The sequence below is a fragment of the Fictibacillus halophilus genome (genome assembly GCF_042680145.1).
GTDB classification, from domain to species: domain Bacteria; phylum Bacillota; class Bacilli; order Bacillales; family Fictibacillaceae; genus Fictibacillus; species Fictibacillus halophilus_A.
The window spans coordinates 707,701-734,048 of record NZ_JBHTNQ010000001.1 but is presented as its reverse complement, the minus strand read 5'-3'; the positions used below and the strand labels follow the sequence as shown (position 1 = coordinate 734,048).

The 26,348-nt window shown below is 39.8% G+C and carries 25 protein-coding genes; 11 read left to right on the top strand and 14 right to left on the bottom strand.

All coding sequences use genetic code 11. The features are described from left to right. Positions 1 to 64 precede the first annotated feature (64 nt). Positions 65 to 1,225 (bottom strand): acyl-CoA dehydrogenase family protein, encoded by a 1,161-nt coding sequence (locus ACFQ4X_RS03855; protein ID WP_379833239.1) that lies wholly within the window; start codon positions 1,223 to 1,225, stop codon positions 65 to 67. Positions 1,226 to 1,547: 322 nt separating this feature from the next. On the opposite strand from ACFQ4X_RS03855, the gene ACFQ4X_RS03850 reads away from it, so the two are divergent. The 3 genes from ACFQ4X_RS03850 to ACFQ4X_RS03840 all read left to right on the top strand — a co-directional run bounded on the left by ACFQ4X_RS03850 (position 1,548) and on the right by ACFQ4X_RS03840 (position 4,764). After that, complete coding sequence (locus ACFQ4X_RS03850; RefSeq protein ID WP_379833238.1) at positions 1,548 to 2,603, top strand: hypothetical protein; 1,056 nt, start codon at positions 1,548 to 1,550, stop codon at positions 2,601 to 2,603. 72 nt (positions 2,604 to 2,675) lie between these two features. Continuing rightward, positions 2,676 to 3,362 carry a response regulator transcription factor gene (locus ACFQ4X_RS03845; RefSeq protein ID WP_379833237.1) on the top strand — a complete coding sequence of 229 codons (687 nt, stop codon included), beginning with the start codon at positions 2,676 to 2,678 and terminating at the stop codon, positions 3,360 to 3,362. Further along, positions 3,352 to 4,764, top strand: a complete 1,413-nt coding sequence (locus ACFQ4X_RS03840; protein WP_379837026.1) for a sensor histidine kinase — start codon at positions 3,352 to 3,354, stop codon at positions 4,762 to 4,764. The genes ACFQ4X_RS03845 and ACFQ4X_RS03840 overlap by 11 nt, the downstream gene beginning before the upstream one ends. A 390-nt stretch (positions 4,765 to 5,154) precedes the next feature. Here ACFQ4X_RS03840 and ACFQ4X_RS03835 read toward each other — a convergent pair whose 3' ends face one another. Both ACFQ4X_RS03835 and ACFQ4X_RS03830 read right to left on the bottom strand, forming a co-directional pair. Further along, positions 5,155 to 5,400, bottom strand: a complete 246-nt coding sequence (locus ACFQ4X_RS03835; RefSeq protein WP_379833236.1) for a hypothetical protein — start codon at positions 5,398 to 5,400, stop codon at positions 5,155 to 5,157. A gap of 51 nt (positions 5,401 to 5,451) precedes the next feature. Next, positions 5,452 to 6,738, bottom strand: coding sequence for an MFS transporter (locus ACFQ4X_RS03830; RefSeq protein WP_379833235.1), 1,287 nt, complete (start codon positions 6,736 to 6,738; stop codon positions 5,452 to 5,454). 141 nt (positions 6,739 to 6,879) lie between these two features. Between ACFQ4X_RS03830 and ACFQ4X_RS03825 the strand changes: the two genes are divergently transcribed. The 3 genes from ACFQ4X_RS03825 (at position 6,880) to ACFQ4X_RS03815 (ending at position 9,605) form a co-directional block, all read left to right on the top strand. Further along, the gene (locus tag ACFQ4X_RS03825) at positions 6,880 to 8,061 is read left to right on the top strand and encodes a DHH family phosphoesterase (protein ID WP_379833234.1); all 1,182 of its coding nucleotides are present in this window, start codon (positions 6,880 to 6,882) and stop codon (positions 8,059 to 8,061) included. Between the two features lie 123 nt (positions 8,062 to 8,184). Then, positions 8,185 to 8,835: a spore coat protein gene (locus ACFQ4X_RS03820; protein WP_379833233.1), complete on the top strand. Its 651-nt coding sequence runs from the start codon at positions 8,185 to 8,187 to the stop codon at positions 8,833 to 8,835. Positions 8,836 to 8,837: 2 nt separating this feature from the next. Then, positions 8,838 to 9,605 (top strand): alpha/beta fold hydrolase, encoded by a 768-nt coding sequence (locus tag ACFQ4X_RS03815; protein WP_379833232.1) that lies wholly within the window; start codon positions 8,838 to 8,840, stop codon positions 9,603 to 9,605. A 43-nt stretch (positions 9,606 to 9,648) separates the two neighbouring features. Here the strand turns inward: ACFQ4X_RS03815 and ACFQ4X_RS03810 are convergent, their stop codons facing one another. Genes ACFQ4X_RS03810 through ACFQ4X_RS03800 form a run of 3 tightly spaced genes read right to left on the bottom strand, consistent with a single transcriptional unit; the run spans position 9,649 to position 13,358 of the window. Further along, positions 9,649 to 10,734: a Ger(x)C family spore germination protein gene (locus ACFQ4X_RS03810; protein ID WP_379833231.1), complete on the bottom strand. Its 1,086-nt coding sequence runs from the start codon at positions 10,732 to 10,734 to the stop codon at positions 9,649 to 9,651. After that, positions 10,731 to 11,816 carry a GerAB/ArcD/ProY family transporter gene (locus ACFQ4X_RS03805; RefSeq protein WP_379833230.1) on the bottom strand — a complete coding sequence of 362 codons (1,086 nt, stop codon included), beginning with the start codon at positions 11,814 to 11,816 and terminating at the stop codon, positions 10,731 to 10,733. Before ACFQ4X_RS03805 ends, ACFQ4X_RS03810 begins: the two co-directional genes overlap by 4 nt. A gap of 18 nt (positions 11,817 to 11,834) precedes the next feature. Beyond that, entirely contained in the window at positions 11,835 to 13,358 is a 1,524-nt protein-coding gene (locus ACFQ4X_RS03800; protein ID WP_379833229.1) for a spore germination protein, read from the bottom strand. Positions 13,359 to 13,564: 206 nt separating this feature from the next. Here ACFQ4X_RS03800 and ACFQ4X_RS03795 point away from each other — a divergent pair, with 206 nt between their 5' ends. The 3 genes from ACFQ4X_RS03795 to ACFQ4X_RS03785 all read left to right on the top strand — a co-directional run bounded on the left by ACFQ4X_RS03795 (position 13,565) and on the right by ACFQ4X_RS03785 (position 17,846). After that, positions 13,565 to 14,941, top strand: a complete 1,377-nt coding sequence (locus tag ACFQ4X_RS03795; protein WP_379833228.1) for a sigma-54 interaction domain-containing protein — start codon at positions 13,565 to 13,567, stop codon at positions 14,939 to 14,941. Between the two features lie 81 nt (positions 14,942 to 15,022). After that, positions 15,023 to 16,363 (top strand): aspartate aminotransferase family protein, encoded by a 1,341-nt coding sequence (locus ACFQ4X_RS03790; RefSeq protein ID WP_379833227.1) that lies wholly within the window; start codon positions 15,023 to 15,025, stop codon positions 16,361 to 16,363. A 40-nt stretch (positions 16,364 to 16,403) separates the two neighbouring features. Continuing rightward, positions 16,404 to 17,846 carry a sodium:solute symporter gene (locus tag ACFQ4X_RS03785; protein ID WP_379833226.1) on the top strand — a complete coding sequence of 481 codons (1,443 nt, stop codon included), beginning with the start codon at positions 16,404 to 16,406 and terminating at the stop codon, positions 17,844 to 17,846. Positions 17,847 to 17,881: 35 nt separating this feature from the next. On the opposite strand, the gene ACFQ4X_RS03780 is transcribed toward ACFQ4X_RS03785, so the two are convergent. The 3 genes from ACFQ4X_RS03780 to ACFQ4X_RS03770 form a co-directional block, all read right to left on the bottom strand. After that, entirely contained in the window at positions 17,882 to 18,268 is a 387-nt protein-coding gene (locus tag ACFQ4X_RS03780) for a hypothetical protein (protein ID WP_379833225.1), read from the bottom strand. A gap of 56 nt (positions 18,269 to 18,324) precedes the next feature. Further along, complete coding sequence (locus ACFQ4X_RS03775; RefSeq protein ID WP_379833224.1) at positions 18,325 to 18,645, bottom strand: hypothetical protein; 321 nt, start codon at positions 18,643 to 18,645, stop codon at positions 18,325 to 18,327. Between the two features lie 95 nt (positions 18,646 to 18,740). Continuing rightward, positions 18,741 to 19,235 (bottom strand): competence protein ComK, encoded by a 495-nt coding sequence (locus ACFQ4X_RS03770; RefSeq protein WP_379833223.1) that lies wholly within the window; start codon positions 19,233 to 19,235, stop codon positions 18,741 to 18,743. Positions 19,236 to 19,506: 271 nt separating this feature from the next. Here ACFQ4X_RS03770 and ACFQ4X_RS03765 point away from each other — a divergent pair, with 271 nt between their 5' ends. Continuing rightward, on the top strand, positions 19,507 to 20,301 hold the full coding sequence (locus ACFQ4X_RS03765; protein ID WP_379833222.1) for a cyanophycinase: 795 nt from the start codon (positions 19,507 to 19,509) through the stop codon (positions 20,299 to 20,301). 16 nt (positions 20,302 to 20,317) lie between these two features. Beyond that, the gene (cphA, locus tag ACFQ4X_RS03760; protein ID WP_379833221.1) at positions 20,318 to 22,948 is read left to right on the top strand and encodes a cyanophycin synthetase; all 2,631 of its coding nucleotides are present in this window, start codon (positions 20,318 to 20,320) and stop codon (positions 22,946 to 22,948) included. A 62-nt stretch (positions 22,949 to 23,010) separates the two neighbouring features. Here cphA and ACFQ4X_RS03755 read toward each other — a convergent pair whose 3' ends face one another. The 5 genes from ACFQ4X_RS03755 to ACFQ4X_RS03735 form a co-directional block, all read right to left on the bottom strand. Beyond that, a complete protein-coding gene (locus tag ACFQ4X_RS03755; protein ID WP_379833220.1) occupies positions 23,011 to 23,751 on the bottom strand; it encodes a hypothetical protein in 741 nt (246 codons plus the stop codon). Next, on the bottom strand, positions 23,751 to 24,419 hold the full coding sequence (locus tag ACFQ4X_RS03750; RefSeq protein ID WP_379833219.1) for a hypothetical protein: 669 nt from the start codon (positions 24,417 to 24,419) through the stop codon (positions 23,751 to 23,753). Before ACFQ4X_RS03750 ends, ACFQ4X_RS03755 begins: the two co-directional genes overlap by 1 nt. A gap of 157 nt (positions 24,420 to 24,576) precedes the next feature. Continuing rightward, positions 24,577 to 25,605 (bottom strand): UDP-glucose 4-epimerase GalE, encoded by a 1,029-nt coding sequence (gene galE / locus ACFQ4X_RS03745; protein WP_379833218.1) that lies wholly within the window; start codon positions 25,603 to 25,605, stop codon positions 24,577 to 24,579. A gap of 57 nt (positions 25,606 to 25,662) precedes the next feature. Then, on the bottom strand, positions 25,663 to 26,064 hold the full coding sequence (locus ACFQ4X_RS03740) for a hypothetical protein (protein ID WP_379833217.1): 402 nt from the start codon (positions 26,062 to 26,064) through the stop codon (positions 25,663 to 25,665). A 105-nt stretch (positions 26,065 to 26,169) separates the two neighbouring features. Beyond that, positions 26,170 to 26,334 (bottom strand): DUF3934 family protein, encoded by a 165-nt coding sequence (locus tag ACFQ4X_RS03735; RefSeq protein WP_379833216.1) that lies wholly within the window; start codon positions 26,332 to 26,334, stop codon positions 26,170 to 26,172. Positions 26,335 to 26,348 lie beyond the last annotated feature (14 nt).

The following is a 26,348-nucleotide window of genomic DNA, read 5'->3' as shown; positions in this document are numbered from 1 at the left end:
ATGAGCTGAAAGGCTTTGAAAATTGTCGATACGGTAGATTTGCACGTTTAAGTGCAAATTACAGCTATTTATTTAAAGCTCTCTTCGCCAGTGAACTGATTACCATATCATCCATCGGCGGGTTATGAAGTCCAGCACGCACATCTCGATAGTGCCGCTGCAACGGACTCGACATGGCCAAGCTTCTTGCTCCCACAATCCGCATCGCCAGATCTACTACTTTTGCAGCCGAATTCGTTGCCACATGCTTAACTGCCATGAGTGAAGGTCCCATTTCCATTCTCGATTCAGGCTCATTCACCCATTTTGCAGCCGTTGTATATAGAAGCTCTCTTGCCTTAAAGAGTTCGAGCTCCATTTCACCGATCTTGCGTTGAACTTCAGGAACCTCCGCAATAGCTCCCGGCAAACTATTCGGTTTATAGCTTTTTGCAAAGCTCACTGCTTCATTTCTTGCAGCAACTGCTACGCCAAGATAACAAGCCGGTATGTGGAGAAGCCACGCTTTTGGCAGATCCAGTTTCCCGCGTTCTTCTTCAACTAGAGCATCTCCCCTAACTTTTACATCCTTCATAACGAGGTCATCGCTTCTGGTTCCCCTCATTGCGACTGTATCCCACGTCTCTTCTATAGATACCCCTTCTTGCTTCATATCAATTAAGAAGTTTCCTTTTTTCCCCGTGCCACCAATTTGTGCAGAAACAATGGCATAATCTAATGCAGGCGCCATTGATGTGAAAGTCTTAGTACCATTGATCACCCAGTCATCACCTTGCCCGGCAGCTTTTGTTTGCGGCATCCCGCCGCGTGTCGGGCTGCCTGTCGCAGGTTCAGATGCCGCACGATTTACAAGGGCTTGATCGTTTACTACTTTTTCGCATAATAAACGGAACGTCTCTTCCTTCCACGTTCGCTCTTCGGCTAGTTCGAGAAAACAGCCAAGATGCCATCCGAGGCACAATGCTGTTGCTGCATCTCCAGCTGCGATTCTTTCTTGTAAAAGTACAAACTCATATAAACTCAGCCCTTCTCCGCCAAACTCTTTCGGTATCGTTAACGACAGGTATCCTGCCTTTTTAAGCTCATCTACATTTTCAAACGGAAAACTGCCATCACGGTCATGTTTATCAGCTCGCTCTGCAAACTTACTAGCCAAAATATCTATTTTGCTAAACCACTTCTGCTGCGTTTCATTTTTTATATATGCATCATATAAATAACTCACAAAACTACAATCCCTTCCTAACAAATCAGAATACTGTGTTTTAAAATATAGTGTATGCCTTTTACATAAAAATCGGCAAGGTATATGACCCATACTTCCCTTTTGACATCTTCCTGACACATTACTTCTTTATACTTTTAATGAAATTGTCCTTATTTGATTGGAAATGCTTGCTTCATTTTTGCTTTCAAAAAATGATTAATATATTTTTTTATTTTCTTTCTCCTGACATTGTGCTGACATCTTCAGTGGTTACATTAAATGTACAAGGTTCGAACCTTTAGAAAAAACTACTCAAAACCATCCAGGAGGAAAACATTTCATGAAAAAATCAGTAATCGGTTTTACAATCGCAGGCGCATTATTAGCAGGAGGCTATGCAACCACTTCCCTTGCAGCAGACAACGATCAGACTGCTTCTGCAGAGTCATCATCGAAAAAATGGGAGATGAAGATGAAAGGACACGGCCATTTTGGAGGTGGCTTCTTAAAAGGAGACTCAGAGGATTTACTTGCAAAAGCAAAAGAATTTGGAATCAGTACGAGTGGTAAAGACGCAGAAACGCTGATGAAAGAAATTCGTACAGAGCAAATCAAACAGGAAGCGAAAGAATTAGGAATTAAGACTTCCGGAAAAGATGTTGAAACTTTGGCTGAAGAAGTACAGCTCGCAAAACTTAAGAAAAAAGCGAAGAATCTAGGAATCTCTACAAGCAATAAGGATGCTAGTGAACTGCACGATGCGATTCACTTAGCTCAATTGAAAAAAGAAGCAAAGAAACTTGGTGTTTCAACAGATGGAAAAGATGCTGAAACATTGAGACAAGATATCAGACAAGCTTCACTTAACAAACAAGCGAAGGAACTTGGCATCTCAATAGACGGAAAAGACCTTCAAACCCTTCAACAGGAAGTGATGACTGCATCGATTAAGAAAGAAGCGAAAGAGTTAGGAATATCGACAGACGGTAAGGAAATGAGAGAACTGGCTCATGAGGTAATGTCTGCAAAAGTTAAAGCAGAAGCTAAAATACTGAATATCACAATCGACGGGAAAGCGATTCCTGAAATTGCGATAGAAGTGCAAGAGAAAAAAGTGCAGAACCTGGCAAAGGAACTAGGCATCACTACAAAAGACAAATCAACTCGCGAATTAATTGAAGCGATCCAAGAGAAAGATGCGGATAAGCTTGAAGCATTGCGCGGTGATGATATCTTCCTACCTTTTGGAAAAGGCGGGTTTGGCCCAGGTGGTCATCATGGTAAAGGAAAGCATCATGAAGGCGGAAAACGATTTGGTCCAGACGCTCCTCCATCAGCTGATGTACAGCCGCAACTAAACGAAGAAAGTCCTGCTGAAACCGGAAATGAAATTTAAATTTTCATCAAGTCCCCAGTCTATAAAACTGGGGATTTTTCAAGTATAGTATGGATAATAGGAGGAGCTGCCATGAGAACAATTTTGTTAGTTGAAGATGAAGAAACCATCTCAAGAGTTTTGACCGTGTACTTAAAACATGAAGGCTATGAAGTGCTTCAGGCATTTGATGGTAAATCGGCACTTCATATGTTTACTGAACATACTCCTAATCTCGTACTATTGGATGTAATGCTCCCAGATCGAGATGGCTGGAGCATACTGCAAGAAATACGCGAAAACAGCTCTTGTCCCGTTATCATGCTGACTGCTCTTGGAGACATCGATTACCGTTTAAAAGGATTGAACCAAGGCGCAGACGATTATATAACAAAGCCCTTCATCGGAGAAGAAGTCATTGCAAGGGTTAATGCAGTATTGCGCCGATCTGCAAATGTTTTAGAGACAGATAATATTAAGCAATATGGATCACTTAGCCTTAATCTGGATTCTCATGTTGTCAAAATAAATGGCGAACATGTAGTTCTTACACCGAAAGATCTTTCCCTGCTCTTCTTTTTAGCAGGAAGACCAAACCGGACATTTACGAGAGACAATTTGATCGAGCAAGTTTGGGGATTAGACTATGACGGCAGTGAACGCGCAGTAGACTTAGCGATAAAACGAATCAGACAAGCATTGGCATCATGGCCAGGTTCACAAGGAGAAATACGTACACTTAGGGGATTGGGGTATCAGTTCTGTGTCTATGAAAAATAAAGAGCGCACAACATTGTTAAGGTATTGGACAACAAGATATTTGTTTACCCTTTTCATCGGACTGCTGATCCTTGGCGTCTCTTCTTTATGGTGGATCAGACATACCACCCTTGAGAACCGATTAACCCTCATGGAATATGTGGCAGCTGAAACGGCAGACCGAATCGCATCAACAGACAGAAATAAAGACTACAACCTATTCAACAAGAAACTCGATGACAGAGCCAAAGTCCTTCAAATGGACAGACCGCCAGAGTTTTTTATAACAGATATGGATGGCAATGTCCTAAATTCAAAACCTCTTCATAAAGGACTTATGCCTAAAGAACATCAATTTCATAATCTCCAGAAGATCCCTTCTGACATTTTAGAAAATAATAAAACGGTACAAAAATTACAACTAAATGATACCCGTGTATATGCAGTGAAAAAGCCGATTGTCTATGAAAACAATCAAGCTGGCTGGGTTCTTGTCGTGCAAAACGCCTCAGAATTAACAGATGTTGAGCAAGAATACCGATTGCCAATTATCTTACTGATCGGGTTGGGATTGCTCGGATGGATCGTCATTTATCTATTGACTAACAAAATTTTAAAACCGATTCACAATGTGGCATTTGCTGCTTCCCAGATCAGAGATGGCAATTACGATATCAATTTAAACACGGATGATGCCAAAGAAAAGGAAATCCATGAATTATTAACATCTTTTGAAGAGATGACGAACAGGCTGACTCAGCTCGAAACTCTTCGCGCAGAACTGCTAGCAGGTGTTACTCATGACCTAAAAACACCTGTCACTTCAATCAGCGGCCTCGTTCAGGCTGTAAGGGACGAGATTGTTTCTGGCGATGAACAGAAAGAATTTTTAGAGATTACGATGAAAGAAGTTCACCGATTACAAAGAATGATTGAAGATCTCCTTGATTACAACTACCTTTCAGCCGGAGCGTTTTCTATCAGAACGGAAGAAACCAATATGAATGAACTTCTGAAAGAAATTGTACATCACTGGAAAATCACGTTGAATGAGGATTTTGAGATCATGCTGATCGTTCCCGAAGAAATTGTATACAGAGAAACTGACCCGCTTCGATTACAGCAGATCTTGATCAACCTTTTAAATAACGCTTATCAAGCACTTGGAAAGGATGGCTCAATTACTGTATCCCTATCAAAGAAAACAATCGATGTTCATGATACAGGATCAGGCATTCCTGAAGAAGAACAGCCATATATTTTCGAACGTTTCTTCCGAGGTGAAAAGAAAAAGTTAAAAGTCAGAGGACTTGGACTAGGGTTACCCTTTAGCAGAATGCTTGCAAAAGCCTTGGGTGCAGAACTCGTTATGAAGTCAAGTTCACCAAAAGGAACGACTTTTTCAATACTTTGGAAAAAATAGACTACAAAAAAGTTTACAAGAACACTTGTTCGTGTTATTCTGAATACAGGTTAGATATTCCAACGACTAACCTCCCCACCAGCGAGACCGGCCATCCCAGCCGGTCGTTTTTTAAAATTAAAGGGACTACTCTATAAGGCTTTTAAGTATTTTGATCTCTCTCTTCATTGACAAGTTGATTGGAGTGCAAGGTGCGAGACTCCTGCGGGATCAGTGGGACAGGTGAGACTCCTAATGACGCAGTCAAGGAGGCTCACCGCCCGCCCCGCGGCAAGCGAGCATCCTAGAGCGGAAATCAACTACTTACAATAGCAACAATGTTTACGAAAACAGCTTTCTAAATAAAAAAAAGGCTCTGCATACACTGAACTCTGCAGAAACCTTCTCATACTAATATCTAAAATCCATTCGCTGCCTTTTCACCCACAGCCAACCACCTGTGATGAGATGAATAACTATCACAACTAATACTGCACCATATCTTTCCGTAATCCAGCCTACAAACCAAACTAACGGCAATGTTAATAACAAGTTCACAAACATTAACACCCACGATGTCCTGGCGATGGCCACGATAAAAAGAACGATAGGCAAAATAATAAAAAACCAAAATAGAATACTTTGAAATAATGCCATAACTTCCCCTCCGCTTTTCATTATATAAGGGGTTCGTTACTTTCACCAGCTTTACACTGGTACTTTTTCTTTCAGATCCATATCAGTTGTTTCTTCTGTTTCTTCAACATCATATTTAGGCAATGTGAACATATAGAACAAGCCAACAATGAAAAGTGCTCCACCTACTACCCAGAATAGCGCTTCAACCGATAAAAATTTAGGAAAAAACGCTGCGATCAACGCAAGTGTGACCGTGTGTGAAAGCATAGTAATCGGTGTGATTGCACCTTGAACACGTCCCATCATCTTTGGATCCACGATTTTTGGCAGCCATCCGCCTAAACCAATGTTTACAAGCGGGATACCAAGCCCCATTAGAGCGGTAAAAATAAAGAAAACCCAAATGTTCTCAGCTAAGGCACAAAGACCAATTGCTAAACCACTTGCAAAAAGACCAATAATAATAGCCGTTGAGAGCTTTATCTTCTTAGCAAGCATCGAACAAATTACACTCCCAGCTAGGACTGACACACCAAACACAACACCCATCCACATCATCATTTGCTCATAATTTTCAGGTGCAAGTTTGTATTTCATGATAAATGCTGGCATGACCGATAATCCGCCATTTACTACACCAAACAAGAAAAAACCAAAAATTAAAGACATCAGCAATTTAGAGTTCTTTATATAGGAGAAGCCTGCACCGAAATCTTTCCATACCATCCCGATATTAATATCTTTAAACTTATGTTTTCCATTAGGCAAACGCACTTCTTCATTCACTTTCATGCTCATAATTAACAATGCTGATATCACATATGTAGCAAGGTCAAAAGCGATTGCTCCTTGAATACCGACACTCCAATAAATAAAGATCGCAAGCATATTTCCGAATAGCATGAACATACTTCCAACCATTTGATTTAATCCTGCAGCAATCGCATATTCATCTTTTGACAAAATCCCTTGTACCATGGCTTGATCCGCTGGGAAGAAGAACTTGCCGACGGCACTTCGCAAAAATAGAATCGCGAATATTAACGGCATCCAATCCAGCCATATTGCACCCATCAATACCAAACAAAGAACAGCACAAATCCAGTCACAATATAAAGCGATCTTCTGACGGTCCATCCTGTCGGCAAGCACACCAACAATAAAAAAGACTGCTAATGTAGGCAGTGAATACATCAACTCTGCCAGCGTCGCATAAAACGGCTGTTCGCTAAACTTATCCAGCAAATAAAACATAAATGCTGTAACACCGATAATGCTTCCCATCATTGATGTAAATCCAGCTAAAAAAAGCTTCCTGAAGTTCCGGTTCTGAAATATTTTCAGAAAATCCTTCATTTAAAAACCCCCAATTTGTATGTAACAATGTTCTACTACCATTTTCTACCTAATTCCATCTTTTGTAAATGTTTTTTTAGGTTGAACTTTCCGCATTATGACGATACTCTAGACAGAGAGCAAAATAGAGAGGATACTAACATGATTCATTTATTTTCACACAATGATTTAGACGGTAAATCGTGCGGCTACTTGGCACAGCTAGCATTTGGAGACAACTGCAAAATTTCTTATTGTTCACATGGAACGATCAACGACCGTGTGGAACAGCTTCTGGATAACCCAAAAGAACGAAAAACAGAAATTATTATTACAGATATCGCTGTAAACGAAGAATTAATGATGCGTCTCGACGAACGTTCCAATGCTGGTGGAAAAGTTAAACTGATCGACCACCATGCAACAGCACTTCACTTTAACGGATTTGACTGGGGACATGTTCAAGTTCGCTATGACGATGATCGCCTGACTTGCGCAACTTCACTTTTTTATGAGTATTTATTGGAGAACGGCAAGCTGAAAGACACAGGCGCTCTAAAAGAATATGTAGAGCTAGTCAGACTTTATGACACGTGGGAATGGTTTGATCAAAAGGTTGAAGCAAAACGTCTTAATGACCTATTCTTCATTCTTCCTCCGGATAAGTTTGAAGCACAGATCATGGAACGCCTAAAGGGTGACTCATTCGAGTTCTCTGAAACGGAAACAACGATCCTTGATTTAGAAGAAGAAAATATTGCTGATTACATTAAGAAAAAGCAGCGGCAAATGGTTGAGATCTGGGACACTTGGTCTTTAGGTGAAGGATCTGAAGAGAAGACTTACAAGATCGGTATTCTGCATGCTGAACGTTATCATTCAGAACTCGGCAACGAGATCAACCGTGAGAATCCTCACTTAGATCTAATCGTGATCTTGAACATCGCAAACAAACGTATTGGACTACGTACCATTCATGAAGAAGTGGATTGCTCGATTTACGCGAAGCAGTATGGAGGCGGCGGACATCCTAAAGCATCTGGAGGAACAATGACACCAGAAGCATTTGAGAAGTTTGTTGTAGCAGCTTTCCAAGAACAGGCGCGCAGAATTGATGCTCCGAAGAACGAACAAAACGTTAAAGAAAACCCAGATGGAACCATGTACGTGAATAAATACCAGGACGTTTCAAAGATCTACTCAGATGATAACGAAACTTGGCTGATCACACATAAAACACATCCAGTCGAAGAGACGTTTGATAGTTTTCAAGCAGCTGAAAACTATGTGAAACGCCATTTTGAAGGCTGGCTGATGCGTGATGACGAAGTAAACAATAATTAAAAAAGACTGGCTCAGAAAGGTTGTAACTGCAACCAAAATGAGCCAGTTTTTTTGATTTGTACACATGATTGATCTAAAACTAGGTATCCTAATGACGTAATAAAAATATTAGGAGGAAGCCATATGCCTAACCAAAATCAAAATCAAATGCAAAACAGGACTCAAATGCCGCAAAATATGATGGGAAATCAAGCTTTGAATAAAAACCATGGCGGCCATGAGTTGTTTGATGCACATGAAATCATTGCTGGCATTATTAGCATGCTTGATCAATATCAAATGTATGACCAGCACATTAAGGACCCGATTTTAAAAGATATTAATCATCGGCAGTCCGCATTTGTAACCCAAATGTACAATACAATCGTTGATTGCTTCAGTACTGGACAAGACCCGAAAGTTCCGACTCAGCAATATAAAATGAACCAAAACAATGATGTTGTTTATGGAATCAAACCGGGCCAGCCGAAAAAGCCAAATCAGTCTGTGAACGACCTTTCAGACAAAGGATTATCTGCGTACATGTTAGGAAACACAAAGTCATTAGCTACTCTTTTAGCAATGACAGCACTCGAGATGACAAACCCTGTATTACGCCGTGTTGTCGCAGATAGTGTTCCAAACTTCATTGAAATGAGCTACGAGATATTCCTTTATCAAAATAAACATGGATATTATCAGGTTCCTCAATTAAAAGATCAGGATATGACGGCGATGCTTCAAAGTTATGCTCAAGTTCCACAGCCAAACAACCAAGGGAATATGCCTCATTAAAGATGGCTTACTTTGAAACAGCAGATGGCGTTTCTTTATATTACCGTGTAAAAGGAGACGGGGTGCCTATCATCTTTATTCACCCTCCCCTCCTTACATCTGAAAATTTCACTTATCAGGTAGACGAATTATCCAAAAGCTACAAGGTGATCACTTTTGATATTAGAGGCCACGGTAAAAGTTATTATTCAAGCGTACCACTCACTTATCCCTTAATCTCAGAAGATATTCAGCAGCTCCTGGATCATCTCGGAATAGACAAAACCTACGTATGCGGTTACTCCACAGGCGGCTCAATTGTCTTGGAGTTTTTACTTACATTATCGGAACGTGCTCTTGGCGGAATTATCGTAAGCGGTATGTCTGAAGCATATGGTGTCTTAAAAGATAAAATAGAGTTGGGGAGATCTCTAGCTGCACAAGATGCCGTACCGCTCATTGCGTTATCTGTTTCCAAAACGAACTCAAATAATAACGAGATGTTTCAGCTGTTATTAACATCGTCATTAAAGGGCAACGCAATAAATATCGAGCAGTACTATGCGTACAGTTTAAAATACAATTGTACAAATCAGCTCCATACCATCAATCTCCCAGTTCTGCTCGTATACGGGAAAAAAGATCATCAGTTCCATCCGTATGCCAAACTGCTTCATAGAAAATTAGAGCACAATCAATTAAAAATCATTGATCATGTGAAACATCAAATTCCTACAAAAGCTGCGAATGAACTGAATCAATTCATAAAAGAATTCATTTCAAATCAATAAACTCATATAAAAAAGGACATTCCAAAACGGAAAGTCCTTTTATTTATTCCACAATCCCAGTATGGACAATGTTTAGTTTCACTTGAACGTTCACGGACACATCAGGATACATTTCCTCCCATTTCTTTAAGGTGAAATTCCGGTAGTGAGCTTCATATTGTGCCCCTAATCCTAATGGGTCTACACGATTCTCTTGGAAAGTTTTTATGATTCGTTCCGCATCTCTTTCAATACTCTTTGTAATTTCCTTTTCAAATTTTTTAACCCTTGGTACAACGGTAGTGTGCTTTTTACTTGTGTACTCCAGAACCCTAGCATTCATTTTGACTTGAATGAGAAATTCGGGAATGCTGTCTTTTACTGTTACCTTGTATTTTGGGGATGCTTTAACATTACTGATTACTACAAATTCATCATTATTCAACTTAAATTGATGGGCCCCCATAATAAATTTTTCTTTTATGATTTTAAAGATAAACATATCATTGACGGGAAGAGTTATTTTTAATTGATCTTTATCAAATACAGCTAACCCGTTTATTTTAATGTTATCTTTCACTTTTTTAATTAATGGTAAATAGGGATCGGTGCCGTCATCATAAAAATTGTAAGTAAAAACAGTATAATCTGATGAGGGCAACTCCCCATCTTCAATATTTTGTTCAAGCATTTCCTGCAGGTATAACGGTATATTCGCTTCACTTTCTGTTTTCATGGAAAGAAGTTCCGTAGCCTTTCCGTCCACGACAGCTAATTGAACCAGGTTTCCAATAGAAGGTGACCTGCCGAATGTATCAATTAGAGGATAAATACCTTCCTCCGCCATTTCCCTGCCGAATAAAACGGTACGCAGCTGTCCATTCACTAATGGGTATTCCACTTCATTTTTTGATTTGTCAATAATCTTACGAGCCGTTTCCCCTTCAGCTTTTAGCACTCGTATAGTTGATGATTCGTTCATTTTATATTCTGGGAAAAGAATAGTCCCAAGCATTTTATTCCCCTCTGCCTTATCAAATCCCAATCCTTGAACCATACTGATTTCATTAATATTTACGGATGGAACCACCTGACAGCCCGTTAAAAGGTAGACCATAATCAACCCCATAAAAAAATAATATATCCTCATCTCTCTTCCCTCCTCTTTTTCAGTATGAAAAGAATCCAGAGGAGAGGGATGTACAAATAAAATAATCCGATTGAAGCCTGTGCTATAGAATCGATATATCGGTTAAGCACATAACGGTCATTAATTAATTCAGAAAGTAAAAAAACGACTAACAAGAGGGGTATTAAGGTATTTCGTTGTTTTGTTTTCATGATCAATTTCATCCCTCTGCTCGAAGCCCAAAACAATAAGGTCAGGATAGCTACAATATTAATCAGATATAAGGAAATCAGAATATATTCAAACCTTTCTATAAAAGAAAAGCGGAGCAGTTTAATGATATAAAACCTTGCCCAAATGGTGTGATCCAATTGTTTTTCGCTAACAAAAAGGAATGTTGTTACTGCCGATATCGTATAAAGAATGGTTGTATAACCCAATCCAAGATGTGCAAATTTTTGCGATTTATTAACGTTTCTTATAAAAGGAAAAACCATAAGCAAGACCTCAAATCCTGCTAATGAATAACTTGATGCCCTCGCTGACTTTAATAAGTCAATGAAGGAATGATCAAATACGGGCAGCAGGTTATCCCAATGTGTATATGCATTAGGCAGATGAAAAATATATGTGTAAAAGCTTATGGAATAGATAACCGTTACAAAACAGATCCCTGCAATTACCCGGAATCCACCTGAAGTGATGTAATAAGTTAGCAACAGAATCAATGATGCCAAAATCCATGTTGGCAGTGTCGGGAACATCCAGACTTGAATAACCTCAATATAACCTCGAAGTACGGATACAGCAGCAAGGGTGTAATACACCATAATGATCCCGCTCAATCCCCCGCCAATTTTCTTACCAAACATTTGCTTATGAACTTCAACGATATCTCCACCTGCAGACTTTAAAAGATGAAACATGATCCAAACGATCAATTGTGTGACTGCGCCAGCTATTAAAACACTGATCCAAGCATCATAGCCGGCATACTTTGCAATAATTCTATGAAAACCCACTACCCCGATCCCTATTTGTGAAGCCACAATGATAAAGAAAAGGAGATAGGGAGATACCTGATGTCTAATGTTCACCTGCATAGAACGATTTCCTTTCCGTTATTCGTCAAAATCAGACGGTGGTCCTGGATTTTTAAGATTATTTGTAAAACGATTTACTCTTTGAGGACGAGCATTATCCGGGTTTGTTTTTTGCTTTGAAAACGGTAATCGCAGCCACAGGTCATTATTCATATTTCTACGAAAAGGATAAAAACCGACATACGGTCTGCCAAGGGAGGATAGACGCAATAAATGGGCCAGGACACAGATAAGTCCAAAGACAATTCCTAAAATCCCCAATAATTGTGCCAGGAAAATAATGGGGTATTTGATAATCCTTACGGTGTTATTAAATTTATAGATGGCAGAAGTATAGGCGGCCAGAGCGCCAAGTCCTACCAAAATCAACAAGATACTGCTTGTTAGCTTGGCTTCTACAACGGCTTGACCGATAACAATTCCTCCAACTACGCCAAGTGTGGAACCAACTTTTATTGGCAGGCGAAGTCCTGCCTCTTTTACAAGTTCCACACTTATTTCTAAGATCAACACTTCAATAATCGGCGGAAATGGAACAGCAGCTCTTGAAGATACTAAAGACTCAAGCAGCTTAGATGGAATCAGTTCATAGTGATAAGTCAAAACCGCAATGTATGCGGGTGTAAGAATGATGGATACAAAAAGCCCTGCCATCCTTAACAATCTAAAAAAATTAGCAATGATCCATGGTACATAATAATCTTCCATGGCGTTGACTGCTTCTCCCAATGTAATCGGGGCAATCAAAACGTCAGGTGACCCATCGACAACGATAATGATCTTTCCCTCCGTTAAAGCTGCCGCTGTACGGTCACTTCTCTCAGTCGGGATAATCTGTGGGAACAGGGAGTTGGAATTATCTTCTATCATGGATGCTAAATAAGCGCTGTCTGAAACATGATCATATTGGATATCTTGTATCCGTTGAAGGACGGTTTCAATGTTATCCTTGTTAGCTATAGAACCCATATACATGACGGCTACTTTTGTAGAAGAAATCTCTCCGACTTGCAGCTCTTTAATCTGAAGGTCTGATGTAGGCAATCTCTTTCGGATTAAATTTATATTTATATCGAGCTCTTCCACAAACCCCGCTTGTGATCCCAGGGCAGTAGCTTCCATGACAGGTGTGGATATATCCCTAAACTTTGTATTGGCAATATTGACTAGAAGGCATTCCTCATCATTCTTATGTAAACGAATAGCTGCGAATCCGCGCAGCAGCATTTTTTTTATGTGCTGGGCATCCGATGTTATGATGATTTGCTGAATTGGAATCTTACTTTTCAATTCAGAAAGTGATGAATGTCCCGCCAAGTAAGGCATGACATCTCTATGCAGGATTTCAGACATTACCAGTGTCCGATAATAAGAAACCCAGAAAGGCTCATACTCGTTGGTCGAAGTATGATCGTTTACGAAATCAGCGGATTGAGAAAGTTCTTCGAGCCAATTCATTTGCGCGGGAGATTCAATAGGCAGTGCTAGTTTCTCGTTCTTCTGCTCGTTTTCTCCTCGTTTCTTAAACCACTTCTTGAACATACTTATCCCTCAATTTGAGTTTTTTTATAGTGTTCATTAGGAATGGATTCAATATGCATATATAGCAAAAAAACGCTTAGAATCACTTAAAAAAATAAGCCGTTCTTCCAGTGTTCAGAAATGGTTATCTAAGCTATAATTATTCAAAAACAAATAATTATTCAGAATTGAATAATTATTGCAAGTACTTGAAAGGAGCGAAAGTTTTGAGCCCTTCTTCTGTATGGAACGAAAATGAACAGATCCTTCATTCTTTGAAAGATGATATTTTAGTAACAAATGTGGACGGAATTATTTTAAAGGTTAGCGAGGTTACAGGTAAGATTTACGGTGTAGATTCTGAGAGCCTGATCGGAAAATCAGTTTATGATTTAGAAGCACAAGGCTTATTTTCCCCCATTTTAACGCCAATGGTTGTGAAGGAAAATAAGAAAATCACATTTGTTCAAACAACGAATAAAGGGAAAAAACTTCTCGTTACCGGCATCCCGGTTTATAACGAAAATGGCGTTTTATACAGAGTCGTAAGTTATTCACATGACATTACCGAGTTAGTTAAATACAAAGATTTTCTTATGAATATGGAAGAAGAAATGGAACGTGTAAAAAGCGAACTTGGTCACTTGAGAAATAAGCAGCTTCATGATGCAGGAATCATTGCGAATAGTGAAGAGATGAAGAAAGTAATTAGTACCGCTCTCCAATTATCAGAAGTCGATGTTAATGCACTAATCCTTGGAGAGTCGGGTGTCGGGAAATCACTTCTGGCAAAATTTATACATAATAAAAGCCATCGCAAAAGCGGTCCTTTTATAGAAGTAAATTGTGGAGCAATACCTGATTCTTTATTTGAAGCAGAATTATTCGGTTACGAAGCTGGCGCATTTACAGGAGCTAATCAAAAAGGCAAACGCGGCCTGATCGAACTTTCTAATGGCGGCACGCTTTTTTTAGATGAAATTGGTGAACTCTCTCTCCCCCACCAGGTAAAAGTATTAAAGGTTATACAAGAAAAACAGTTTTACCGAGTTGGCGGAACAAAGCCGATCCATGTTGATTTCCGTTTAATTTCTGCCACCAACAAAGATTTATCGCAGGCTATAAGTGAAAAATTGTTCAGAGAAGATCTTTATTTTCGGTTGAACGTTGTCCCTGTTACGATCCCGCCACTCAGAAAAAGAACGGAAGATATTGTGCCATTAATACATCTTTTGTTGCAGAAATTTGGAGAAAAATACAACAGAGAACGAAAATTAGATGAGGCTGTTATCCATCACCTTCTTCATTACCAATGGAAAGGTAATGTTCGAGAACTAATAAATATTATGGAGCGTTTAGTGGTTATCTCACCTTCTACTCTGATAACAGTTGAACAGCTGCCTGAACATATTAAAGAAACTCTGCCCGCCACGACTTCCAACTTGACAGATTCACAAAACCTAAAAGAAATGATAGAAGAAACGGAGAAACAAATCTTGTTAAACGCACGAAAAAGATACAAAACAACCGTCCGAATGGCAGAAGCTCTTGGCATCAGCCAGCCTTCTATCGTAAGAAAAATGAAAAAGTATCAGATAATTTAAATAATTGGCACAGAACTTGCATGGAATTCATTATAAGAAGTTACAATACACCCAGATTGTAATATCCAAGGAGGTAATATTGTGTCAGCAAACTGGAATTACCTTGTACATGAAATGCCCGATTTATTAGCACCGAGTATGGCGAAGGATCACCCTAATCTGCCTGTCATAAAGGCTGAAGGCTGTTATTATTATGGATTGGATGGCAAACAGTATCTGGATTTCACTTCAGGAATTGCTACAGCCAATACCGGGCACCGTCACCCTAAAGTAGTACAAGCCATTAAAGATGCTGCAGATCACCTCATGCATGGTCCTTCAGGAGTGATTATGTATGAATCTATTTTAAAACTGGCAAAAGAACTATCGGATATCCTCCCTGGGGACCTGGATTGTTTCTTCTTTGCTAACAGTGGTACGGAAGCAATTGAAGGAGCGATCAAACTAGCCAAGCATGTAACAAAACGACCTTATGTTGTCTCATTCATAGGGTGTTTCCACGGACGGTCACTTGGTGCTTTAAGTGTGACGACATCTAAAGCCAAGTATCGTAAATTTCTTCAGCCAAATGGATTGGTGTACCAAGTCCCTTATGCAAATGCAAAAGGATGTCCGGATGGAATGGACGCTGAAGAGTATGTCGTTGAAAAGCTGGTCAATGATTTCGAAACCCTTTTCAATCACCAAGTTACACCTGAAGAAGTAGCTTGTGTGATTGTTGAACCGGTTCTTGGAGAAGGCGGCTATATTGTTCCTCCGAGCGGATGGTTGAAGAAAATCAGGGAAATTTGCAATCAGCACGGGATTCTTCTTATTTTTGATGAGGTTCAAACCGGTTTCGGAAGAACAGGAGAATGGTTTGCCGCCCAAGCTTTGGATGTCACACCAGACATTATGGCGATCGCAAAAGGAATTGCTTCAGGACTTCCTCTAAGTGCAACAGTAGCATCAAAAGAATTAATGAAACAATGGCCACTTGGAAGTCATGGAACGACATTTGGAGGAAACCCCATTGCATGTGAAGCAGCACTTGCTACGCTCAAGGTTTTAAAAGAAGAAAAATTGGTTGAGAATGCGAAAAAAATGGGAGCTTATGCCGCCGAGAAGCTAAAGCATATTCAAGAAAAATATCCTGTGATCGGAAGTGTGCGGTCTATTGGTCTAATGATTGGTATTGAAATCGTGGATCCGCTGACCGGAAAGGCTGATGGGAATGGATTAATAAACATACTTGATAAATGTCTGGAAAAAGGGGTTCTGTTTTACTTATGCGGAAACAGTGGTGAAGTTATTCGGATGATTCCTCCCCTTACTATTACAAAAGAACAAATTGATCAAGGTCTTGCCGTTCTTGAGACTGCCGTTGCAGAACACCTTAACGAACTTAAGTCAGAATTAAGCGTGCAGTACCAAAACGTATAAAATTGATAAAAGCTTTAAATAAAAAAGGAGGTAGTTAATCATGCAAGCCCTTGATACTGTTGTAATACTTTTGTATTTCGCAATTTTAATCGGTGCTGGAATCATCGGTTCAACGAAAGCAAAAACATCTGAGGATTTTGCACTTGCCGGACGAAATTTAGGTATGTTTATGTATTTGGGCTGTTTGTCTGCTGTTATTCTTGGCGGTGCTGCAACAATTGGAACGACGAAGCTAGGTTACCAGTTTGGTATATCTGGCATCTGGTTTGTCTCCATGATCGGTTTAGGCATTATCATTCTAGGTACTATTTTTATTAAAAAGATTGATTCTTTGCGAGTTACAACAATTAGTGAGCTTTTAGGAAAAAGGTATAAATCCGAGACACGTTTGCTTAGTGCGATCGTTGCCTCTATCTATACACTCATGATCGCGGTTACACAAGTGATTGGTATGGGAACCATTATCAATGTTCTCTTAGGTTGGAACTTAACTACTTCTATGCTTGTTGGCGGGGGAATTGTTCTTTTTTATACGATACTCGGCGGTATGTGGAGTGTTACGGTAACGGATATTATTCAATTTGTTATTATGACGATCGGTATTTTCTTTATCATGGTTCCTATGAGTCTTGCAGAAGTTGACGGGTTTAGCCAGTTAATATCTAAACTTCCAGAAGCCCACCTTAGCTTTACATCTATAGGTTATCAACAAATCTTTCAGTACTTCTTATTGTTTGCACTAGGAATGGTCGTTTCACAAGATATATGGCAAAGGGTATTTACGGCTAAATCAGGAAAAATTGCCAGAAACGGTTCTATTTTTGCTGGTGTCTACAGTTTTGCTTACGCTATTGCGGGAAGCATTATCGGGATGTGTGCGTTTATTGTAATCCCAAATTTGGAGAATCCACAAAACACATTTGCAACAATGGCTCTTACCATTTTACCGACTGGAATATTAGGTCTTGTCCTTGCCAGTGTTTGTTCTGCTTTAATGTCAACAGCTTCGGGATCGCTACTTGCTTCCTCAACTCTGATTACGAACGATATAATAAAGCAATATTTTCTTAAAAACATGTCAGATAAGCAGCTTTTGCTTGCATCAAGGGTTACTACGCTACTCGTAGGTTTGATCGCCATTACCTTTTCCATATGGATACAGGATGTCCTTGTCGCTCTTGACGTGGCTTATGCCATCTTATCGGGTGCTATTTTCATCCCATTGGTCATGACGTTCTTTTGGAAACGAGCTACACCAAATTCAGGATTTTACGCCATTTTAATTAGTACAATCGTTGTTATTGCCGGATTATTTCTAGAAGGATTAACTTCTACAAACCCTATTCTCTACGGCATGTCTGCAGGATTAATAAGTTTAGTAGGCATTTCGTTGTTTACAAGACCTGCTGATGATTCTGAGTTTGCCACTCCTTTTGACGAAGACTATGAAGAAGAAAGTGAAGATGCAAGAAAAGAAGCATAATAAACATGGCCTTCCTTTAATTTAGGAAGGCTTTTTTATCCTTCACCTATTCCTAAATACTTGGTTAGCTTTCCATCAATCTCGACAAGCAAAACATCTTGTCTTTCATTGGCTGTATATATTTTAGCACTGACCGGCAGTTTATTCGCCATACCATTTTTATACTCATAATCTTTTGGATTCATTGATATAGAAGTAATTTCACCTATCTCTCTATTTTTCGTTAAAGTTAATTCCTCCACCCAATCTATATTGGTTTGGTACACGGTGTTGTCCCATAAAAAAATGTCAGCTTCGGGATCTAGTGTTAATACTTCTTCAACATCTGGTTTACTTGTAGAATGGACTGTCACTTCATTTTCAACGCAGCCTGATAATAGGACCAGCATCGAAAGAAACACATTTATAAACATAAATTTCATATTCTTCACCTCATACTTACTGACGACAAAAGATGCATTATGGTTTCCCTCTTTTATTACATGAAATAATTTTTATAATAAATAAAAATACCGATCAACGAGGCAATAGTATATAGAAGGGCTGCGTAATAAGCGAAGGTCGGTTTGAATGTCTGCTTCTCTTCTTCAACCTTTATTCCTGTTACAGCTTGTGTTTGTATACGTACCATGTTAGATGACAAACCGCCAGTTGAAGTGAAAAAACGTATGATAATTGCAGAAGCTAATCCTACAAACAAAGCAAGGTCAATAAAGTTCCAGCCCACAATTCGAGCCAGCACATAATTAACTGCAGCCATCAGAATGAGTGTGACAATTGAAATGATGATATTTTTCATCACTATCTCCTCCTCTTATAACTAACTACGATTTAAAAGGAAGAAAGTTCATAAAATAACGCCCGTGCGATTCCATTCGCACCAGGCGTTATCTATTAATATCTCATATTTCTTTCACTCACTCGTTCACTTAATATATATCGGTATTGTGCGGTTCGGAAAAGTTTTGCCTCTAATGCATGTTTGGACTGGGGTAAGATCAAATTTGCGGTGTTCTTAAAGTGGACGCTGCACGTGTCAGAGTCTACGGATTCGATTCGTTGCACATGTGACTGTGATAACCAGATGCACGTTTCATTTTTAGGTGATTCTACAGGAAAAAAGAAAATGCCTAATTCGAGGTTGATCATGATTGGGGATAAACTCACATAGCCCATAGAGCGGCGGACAGCTTCTCGCCTGCCTTCATAACTGGAGCCGAAGAATAAACAGCTTTCATTAATGATTTTTATTGGACTGAGTGCGACTCTTTCATTCTTTTCTGATTCCAATATTTCGGTATGCACTACACCGAACTCATTGTAAAACGGCAAGAGTGCCATCGTGCTTGTGTTAATTTCGTAGGAACCTAGAAGCATTGTTTTTTCCATCTATACATCCTCCTATTTTCTATTTTGTTCTACCTTCTCTCCTTTTCATTATTTTGAAAGCAAAAAACTTCCAGTAGGTAAATTATACTAAGTCTTTAGACAGGAATCTAGCTATTTTTACAAAAATTTTAACAATTTAAATATTCAGTAAAAAATTCCCTCATTTTGGTTTGAACGAAGACGATTAGTGGTATACATAACAGGGCGAAATTGCTTGCTAATTTCGACCTATATTTCCAACTACTACATTTATCAAAGAGGCTGATGAAAGATGGCAAAAGGTGATCTGTTGATCATTGGTGGCAATGAAGACAAAAGCGATAAGAAAATGATCCTCTCCAGGTTCGCTGCATTATGTAAGAACCGTCCAGGTCCAATCGGGATTCTGACAACAGCATCCGGCTTTCCGGAAGAAGTGGGCAGCGAATATCATGAACTGTTTCACACTTTACATGGTACAAAGCCACTGCTTTTCCATTTGGATTCCCGTGAAAAAGCGGAGGATTCTGAATTGCCCGAGCAGCTCTCAACTCTGTCCGGTTTGTTCATGACAGGAGGAGATCAGCTGAGACTGACAAGTATTCTTGGCGGCACCACATTTTACAAACACCTTTTTCAGGAATGGAAGGGCGGATTAACCATCGGCGGAACGAGTGCTGGTGCAGCTGTTATGAGCAGATTGATGATTATCTCATCTAAGCTTTTTGAAAAAGAGGACGTTTCTGTTTTGGAAATGGGCTCTGGCTTTGGATTTTTAGAAGACGTGATCATTGATCAGCATTTTTCCCAACGCGACCGTTTCAGCAGGCTGATGCGCGCCATCGCGTTAAATCCTCAGATCATTGGCATCGGTATCGATGAAAACACGGCAATCTGGGTACATAACGATGGCGAACAGTTCGAAGTAATTGGCGAATACAACGTCAGCATCTTCGACGGCAAAACATCAACTTATGTAGATGTTGCTGAAAACAAAGGAAACATGACGATTTCCGATATCCGCTTCCATACATTGGGTGCGGGCGCGGTTTTTAATTTACACAAACGAGAATTAATCATCTCTTAAGGAGCGAGCGTAATAAATGAAAATCAATCGCGTGAATTATTTAACGGGACCTAATCTTTACAGCTTCAAACCAACCATCTGGATTGAGCTTGATATAGAAGAATTTGAAGAAAAACCGTCCAACCTATTACCGGGTTTTACAGATAAATTATTAAAAGTTATCCCTTCCCTTCATACTCACACGTGTTCGAGAGGCTATGCCGGCGGATTTGTGGAACGTCTTCATGAAGGCACGTGGATGGGACATATTTTAGAACATATTGCGTTAGAGATTCAGCATCTTGCTGGTATTAAAGTCAAACGAGGCAAGACGATTACTAGTGAGCGAAAAGGAATCTACTTTGTTACGTATGATTATGTAGAACCGAAGTCAGGCTATTATGCGTTTGAAGCAGCGATTGAAATCGTAACGGCTATTCTTGAAGGAAATGAGATCAGCGCTGAGTCCTATATAAAGCACACTTCTGACCTTTATCATCTGCATAAATTAGGTCCGAGTACAGAAGCGATCTACCATGCAGCTCGAAGCCGCAAAATCCCAGTGGAACGAATCGGAACAAACAGTTACTTAAGACTTGGAACCGGAAAAAAACAAAAATCCGTGCAAGCAACGATTTCTAGTCAGACCTCTTATTTAGCCGTTGAAAATTCGTGTGATAAAGATATGACGAAGACATTATTAAAAGGCGCGGGTCTTCCTGTTCCAGTGGGCGATGTTGTGTCCAATGAATATGAACTTCTTCAGGCAGCTGAGAAGATCGGTTATCCCCTTGTTATCAAACCGCTTAACGGGCGGCAAGGTCAAAATATCGTGACCGACATACAAAATGATGAAGATCTGTTAGCAGCCTTTCGTGTTGTGTACAGTGACGGAACACAGTACATTCTCGAACGTTATTATTCTGGCAACGACTACCGCTTTTTTGTAGTAAACGGTGAATTAGTTGCTGCGAGCCTGCGGCTTCCCCCGATCGTAACAGGAGACGGCTACAAAACAATCGGTGATTTAATTGATGAAGAAAATCTGGATCCATTGCGGGGCGATGGTCATGAAAAAGCGATGAGCAAGATTCCGCTGGATGAACGAACAGTCGTGCATTTAGAAAAATGCGGCTACTCTCTTCAATCCGTTTTGAAAAAAGGACAAGCCCTTGAAGTCCTTGGAAACGCGAATCTTTCAACAGGCGGATCTGCGATTGATGTAACGGATGAAGTTCACCCTTCTTACCGTAAAATGGCTATTGAAGCTGCAGCTGCTGTCGGTCTTGATATCGCTGGCATCGATATCCTTTCAACAGATATAACCGTTCCTTTTGTAGATGGTGAAGCTGCTATTTTAGAAGTGAACGCAGCTCCAGGTATCCGTATGCACCTCTACCCTTCAAAAGGGAAAAGCCGTGATGCCGGCGGAGCAATTGTTGATTACTTGTTCTCATCACGTGAAGAAGCCGCGATTCCCGTGGTGGCTGTAACAGGAACGAACGGCAAAACGACGACTTCCCGATTAGTTGCGCACCTTTTACAAAAAGAAAATGTAACAGTCGGTTTTACATGCTCTGATGGAGTATGGGTCGGCGATCAGCAGCTGGACTCAGGCGACTGCAGCGGACCGAGAAGTGCCCGCAAAGTGTTGTCACACCCAGCCGTTGATGTTGCGGTACTTGAAACAGCCCGCGGAGGCATGCTTCGTGAAGGTCTTGCTTTCCGTTATTGTGATGTTGGCATCGTAACAAACGTGAGTGAAGATCATCTTGGCTTAAATGGCGTCGAAACATTAGACGATCTGAAAAGATTAAAACAAACCGTGGCTGAAGTAGTACTGCCTGAAGGGACATGCGTGTTGAATGCCGATGATCCACGTTGTGTGGACATGGCACAGCACACGAACGGTGAAGTCGTCTTCTTCTCGCTGTCCGTCATGAATCCCGAGATCCAGAAGGGACTAAAGAACGGCGCAAAAGTATGGTATCTGGAAAATGACTGGGTAATGTTCAGTGAGAACGGCAAGGCAGAAAGATTCCTTCCTGTTTCTCATATCCCGTTAACGATTAATGGTGCAGCCCGCCATAATGTTGCGAACGTACTTGGAGCACTTGCTGCTGCTCATTCATTAGGACGTCCATTATCTGAACTGCGCAGCAAAGTGATTACGTTCCTTCCGACTGAGAACCAAAACCGCGGACGCTTTAACGTGGAGAACATCCATGACCGGACAATTGTGATAGATTATGCTCACAATCCAGCAGGTCTTAAAGCTTTGTTTGAAACCGTGGATCAGCTAAGAAATGGCGGTCGTGTGATTACGGTTGGATCAGCAGCGGGTGATAGACAGGACCATAACATTCAAGAGATGGGCCGCATCTTTGGCACCCATTCTGATATTTTAATCATTAAAGAAGATGTGAATTTAAGAGGACGCACACCTGGCGAAACGGTTCATCTTCTCTACACCGGTGTAAAGGAATCAAAAAATAAAACGGCTGTTCATGTTTATCCTAAAGAACCTGAAGCGATGCTCCAGGCATGGGAGCGATCACAGCCCGGCGATACACTCGTATTCTTGTACGACGAGTATCCATCCATTCAAGGCATTTTACAGAGAATCAAAGCCTCTGAATCTGTTTCCGTTTTACAGAAAGCAGAATAATAGAGTAGAAAAAGAAAACCAGTGCATGATCCCTGAGCAGGGAAATGCACTGGTTTTTTTGATTATTGAGATTCCAGGTCGTGATTATTCATCCATCGCACAAAATCCAATTCGATATCATCAACCGTAAATGAATAGCCGTTTACAGAATGCTCTATTATAGCTTCCTTACCTGTTTTATCATAAGGCATCCAAGCAAAATATAAGTGACGATCCAGATCAAAGTCATCGAATAAACTCTGCTTAACAGATGATTCTATTTTTACAAAAGAATCTACTACAGATATCCATTCATTTGGTAGCTTTTGAGAGCCGTAAGAAGCTGCAGTGATAGTTATTTTCTTTTCCATCTGAACTTTTGGATAATAGTATTCTATACCATTAGAAACTTGGAAACTTCTTTCTCTATTTAAATAAAATTTCATATGATCTACCTTATCATCCTTATGAAGATTCCAGACCAAACGATACGTAGAAGGATCATTTTTATTAATCTTCCATATCATTGGTTCACCAGTATTATCTATATTAAGCACTTTCCATTTCGTTCTTTGCCATTCCCAATAACTCGTTCCATAATCTCCATTTGTTGTGATAAAAGGTACAAAAAAGTGTTTATCATCTACAGCTACTTTATCTTGTATTTGTTTAACTTTCATATTGGATTGAGTATTGTTTATTTCTAACGCCAATTCTTTATCAGAAAGAAAAGCCGAAGGAGACTTAGGATAATACCAATAGGTAACGACTCCTAAAAGAACAATTAAACCTAATCCTATAATTAATTTCATTCTCTTCTTCATTACTTATCCCCTCCTTCTAAAATGGAGGTATATACCCTGTAAAAATGTTGTTTGTTTTGGGTCAATACTAACAATCCTTTTCCATCTTCTTGAACATAAATAATTGCGTTGGTGCCACTTCCCCATTTTGTTTTTGTACCTGTAAGCTGATAAGGGAATCGCTCTTTTCGGTCTTTAGGCTCTATCTCCACTACCGAATTGTAATACCAATCTTCACTGGGTATTGGCTCTTTTTTCATTGTATTCAGTTGATTTTTAAGCATTTTTTTGTTTAGTGTTTTTTCGCCTCCAGACGGATGAATGTTCACCAAATGAGCTTCTTCTACATCCGCTAAGTATGTCGTTATTTCATTTTCAGGATAAAGGGCATTCTGAATCGGAATAGATAAAAAAGAGGATGCAAGAAATATAAAATTTGCAAAGAATCCTAGCCACACAAAACGCCGGTACCTCACCCACTTTTCAATTTTGTTTCTGTAGATAAAATACAAAATCCAAACACCAAGCGGAAGGATTGGGATTTTAACAAAAGTATCAAATAAATTTAAATGAAATGAAAATGAAAAAAGACCAACGATTATAACAATAATTGCTTTCCACTTCTTCGGTTTTTCATCTTGTTTTTTATAGATGCGATAAGCAAGAACCCCAATCGCGATAATTGCCAAGATATCCATCAACATAGATGGAAAATGAAAATGAAAATAATACTCGATGATCAGCACCCCTTTTACTTAAAAAACTATCTATATACCAAACTATGTATGTAATTACAATTATTGCATATGTACCACTCTACTTCTATCCTTCCTATAAAAAAACAGCTCAATTGGCAGAAATGCCTTGAGCTGTTTTAGAATGCTGAACGACACTAAAAGACTCTGATTTGTTTTTATGCCAGTTCCAAGCATGAGTTACGATGGTTTTCAAATCAGGATATCTTGGATGCCACTTCAATTCATTCTGTGCCTTTCGTGAAGAGGCAACCAATACCGCTGGATCACCCGGTCTTCTTTGTGCTGTTTCTATCTTGATTTCATGCTGCGTAACTTTGCGGCACGTTTGTATTACTTCTTTTACTGAAAATCCTTTTCCGTTCCCAAGATTATAAATTCCGCTCTCTTTAGTATTTCTGATCTTTTGTAAGGCGCAATAATGAGCATTCGCCAGGTCCATGACATGAACATAATCCCGGACACATGTGCCATCTGGAGTAGGGTAATCATCACCAAACACAGTTACGTTCTCCCTTTGACCTAATGCCGCTTGCAATACAATCGGAATGAGATGCGTTTCTGGATTGTGCTCTTCCCCAATACGTCCTTCAGGGTCTGCTCCAGCTGCATTAAAGTAGCGGAGTGCAACGGACTTTATGCCATGTGCTTTATCCGCCCAATGGAGCATTTTCTCTATCGCAAGCTTGGTTTCTCCATAAGGATTTGTCGGGATTGCAGGATCTTCCTCTTTTACCGGAACGTGTTTCGGCTCTCCGTAAACTGCCGCCGTTGAAGAAAATACGATTCTTTTTACATTGTTTTTGTTCATTACTTTTAGCAGAGAAAGTGTTCCAGCCACATTGTTTTCATAATAGGATAGCGGATCTTTCATGCTTTCACCCACAAGGGAATTAGCCGCAAAATGGATCACCGCATCAATCTTGTGATTTTGGCAAATGTAGCTCAGCAGCTGCTCGTCATGTAAGCTTCCCATGTAAAAAGGAATGTCGTTTAAAACAGATTGCCGATGGCCAGTTAATAGATTATCCATCACAACAACAGGTTCACCTTTTTCTTTCAGGTATAGAACCGTGTGGCTGCCGATGTACCCTGCCCCGCCTGTTACTAAGATTGTCATATTTCTATCACTCTCCATAACAAATAGGGTGACTTTTTGATATAAGTCACCCCTCTTTTATTTAAGTGTTTTAACAACAATCGCTTGTGATGCACTTTTGATTAGGCAGCCTTCCAAGTCTTCCTCTTTTATTAATCCAAGCGTGAGAGCAGACTTCACTTTTTCTTCATCAGGTTTTGGAACGTGATGAATTAGATCGGTCATGTTTAATTCTGTAAGCCGGTGGACCGTCTTCTCATCATTAAACTTTTCCGACTTTCGAATTTGTCTTTGCAGCTTGTAATTGTTGACGGTAACCTCGCCTTTTTCGTTTGGGCCAACCAGGTTATCAAAATAAATATGGAAGACTTTCTTAAGTTCATCCAGTTCCTTTTCGAGCTCTTTCTTCTTGGCACTTAGTGTGTTGTATTTAATGACCAGGTCTTCAGAGATCGTGTAATCCGTTTTATTTACAGACACTGCTCGTCCTCCCCCAATACCATTAGATAGTTCATTTTATTGTGGCAGGGGAGGAAATATACCAAATGAAAAAGCCAACTCACTTTTATGGTGAGCTGGCTCCTATTAATCGTTTTGTTCTGTTTCTTTATCTATCTTTTTCGTACCTTTACTTACATACGGTTTTGGACCTTTTTTCTTGCTGCTTGATTTCCAGCGGTTCCAGCCCTTTTTGCCAGTTCCCTGACCTACTCCAGTCTTTTTCTTGCTATTAGCTTTTGCTTTACTCATCATAATCACTCCAT

Excerpts from the sequence above, each read along its gene's own strand:
- ACFQ4X_RS03850 (WP_379833238.1), top strand. The coding sequence starts at position 1,548 with ATGAAAAAATCAGTAATCGGTTTTACAATCGCAGGCGCATTATTAGCA.
- ACFQ4X_RS03845 (WP_379833237.1), top strand. The coding sequence starts at position 2,676 with ATGAGAACAATTTTGTTAGTTGAAGATGAAGAAACCATCTCAAGAGTT.
- ACFQ4X_RS03840 (WP_379837026.1), top strand. The coding sequence starts at position 3,352 with ATGAAAAATAAAGAGCGCACAACATTGTTAAGGTATTGGACAACAAGA.
- ACFQ4X_RS03835 (WP_379833236.1), bottom strand. The coding sequence starts at position 5,400 with ATGGCATTATTTCAAAGTATTCTATTTTGGTTTTTTATTATTTTGCCT.
- ACFQ4X_RS03830 (WP_379833235.1), bottom strand. The coding sequence starts at position 6,738 with ATGAAGGATTTTCTGAAAATATTTCAGAACCGGAACTTCAGGAAGCTT.
- ACFQ4X_RS03825 (WP_379833234.1), top strand. The coding sequence starts at position 6,880 with ATGATTCATTTATTTTCACACAATGATTTAGACGGTAAATCGTGCGGC.
- ACFQ4X_RS03820 (WP_379833233.1), top strand. The coding sequence starts at position 8,185 with ATGCCTAACCAAAATCAAAATCAAATGCAAAACAGGACTCAAATGCCG.
- ACFQ4X_RS03815 (WP_379833232.1), top strand. The coding sequence starts at position 8,838 with ATGGCTTACTTTGAAACAGCAGATGGCGTTTCTTTATATTACCGTGTA.
- ACFQ4X_RS03810 (WP_379833231.1), bottom strand. The coding sequence starts at position 10,734 with ATGAGGATATATTATTTTTTTATGGGGTTGATTATGGTCTACCTTTTA.
- ACFQ4X_RS03805 (WP_379833230.1), bottom strand. The coding sequence starts at position 11,816 with ATGCAGGTGAACATTAGACATCAGGTATCTCCCTATCTCCTTTTCTTT.
- ACFQ4X_RS03800 (WP_379833229.1), bottom strand. The coding sequence starts at position 13,358 with ATGTTCAAGAAGTGGTTTAAGAAACGAGGAGAAAACGAGCAGAAGAAC.
- ACFQ4X_RS03785 (WP_379833226.1), top strand. The coding sequence starts at position 16,404 with ATGCAAGCCCTTGATACTGTTGTAATACTTTTGTATTTCGCAATTTTA.
- ACFQ4X_RS03780 (WP_379833225.1), bottom strand. The coding sequence starts at position 18,268 with ATGAAATTTATGTTTATAAATGTGTTTCTTTCGATGCTGGTCCTATTA.
- ACFQ4X_RS03775 (WP_379833224.1), bottom strand. The coding sequence starts at position 18,645 with ATGAAAAATATCATCATTTCAATTGTCACACTCATTCTGATGGCTGCA.
- ACFQ4X_RS03770 (WP_379833223.1), bottom strand. The coding sequence starts at position 19,235 with ATGGAAAAAACAATGCTTCTAGGTTCCTACGAAATTAACACAAGCACG.
- ACFQ4X_RS03765 (WP_379833222.1), top strand. The coding sequence starts at position 19,507 with ATGGCAAAAGGTGATCTGTTGATCATTGGTGGCAATGAAGACAAAAGC.
- cphA (WP_379833221.1), top strand. The coding sequence starts at position 20,318 with ATGAAAATCAATCGCGTGAATTATTTAACGGGACCTAATCTTTACAGC.
- ACFQ4X_RS03755 (WP_379833220.1), bottom strand. The coding sequence starts at position 23,751 with ATGAAGAAGAGAATGAAATTAATTATAGGATTAGGTTTAATTGTTCTT.
- galE (WP_379833218.1), bottom strand. The coding sequence starts at position 25,605 with ATGACAATCTTAGTAACAGGCGGGGCAGGGTACATCGGCAGCCACACG.
- ACFQ4X_RS03735 (WP_379833216.1), bottom strand. The coding sequence starts at position 26,334 with ATGAGTAAAGCAAAAGCTAATAGCAAGAAAAAGACTGGAGTAGGTCAG.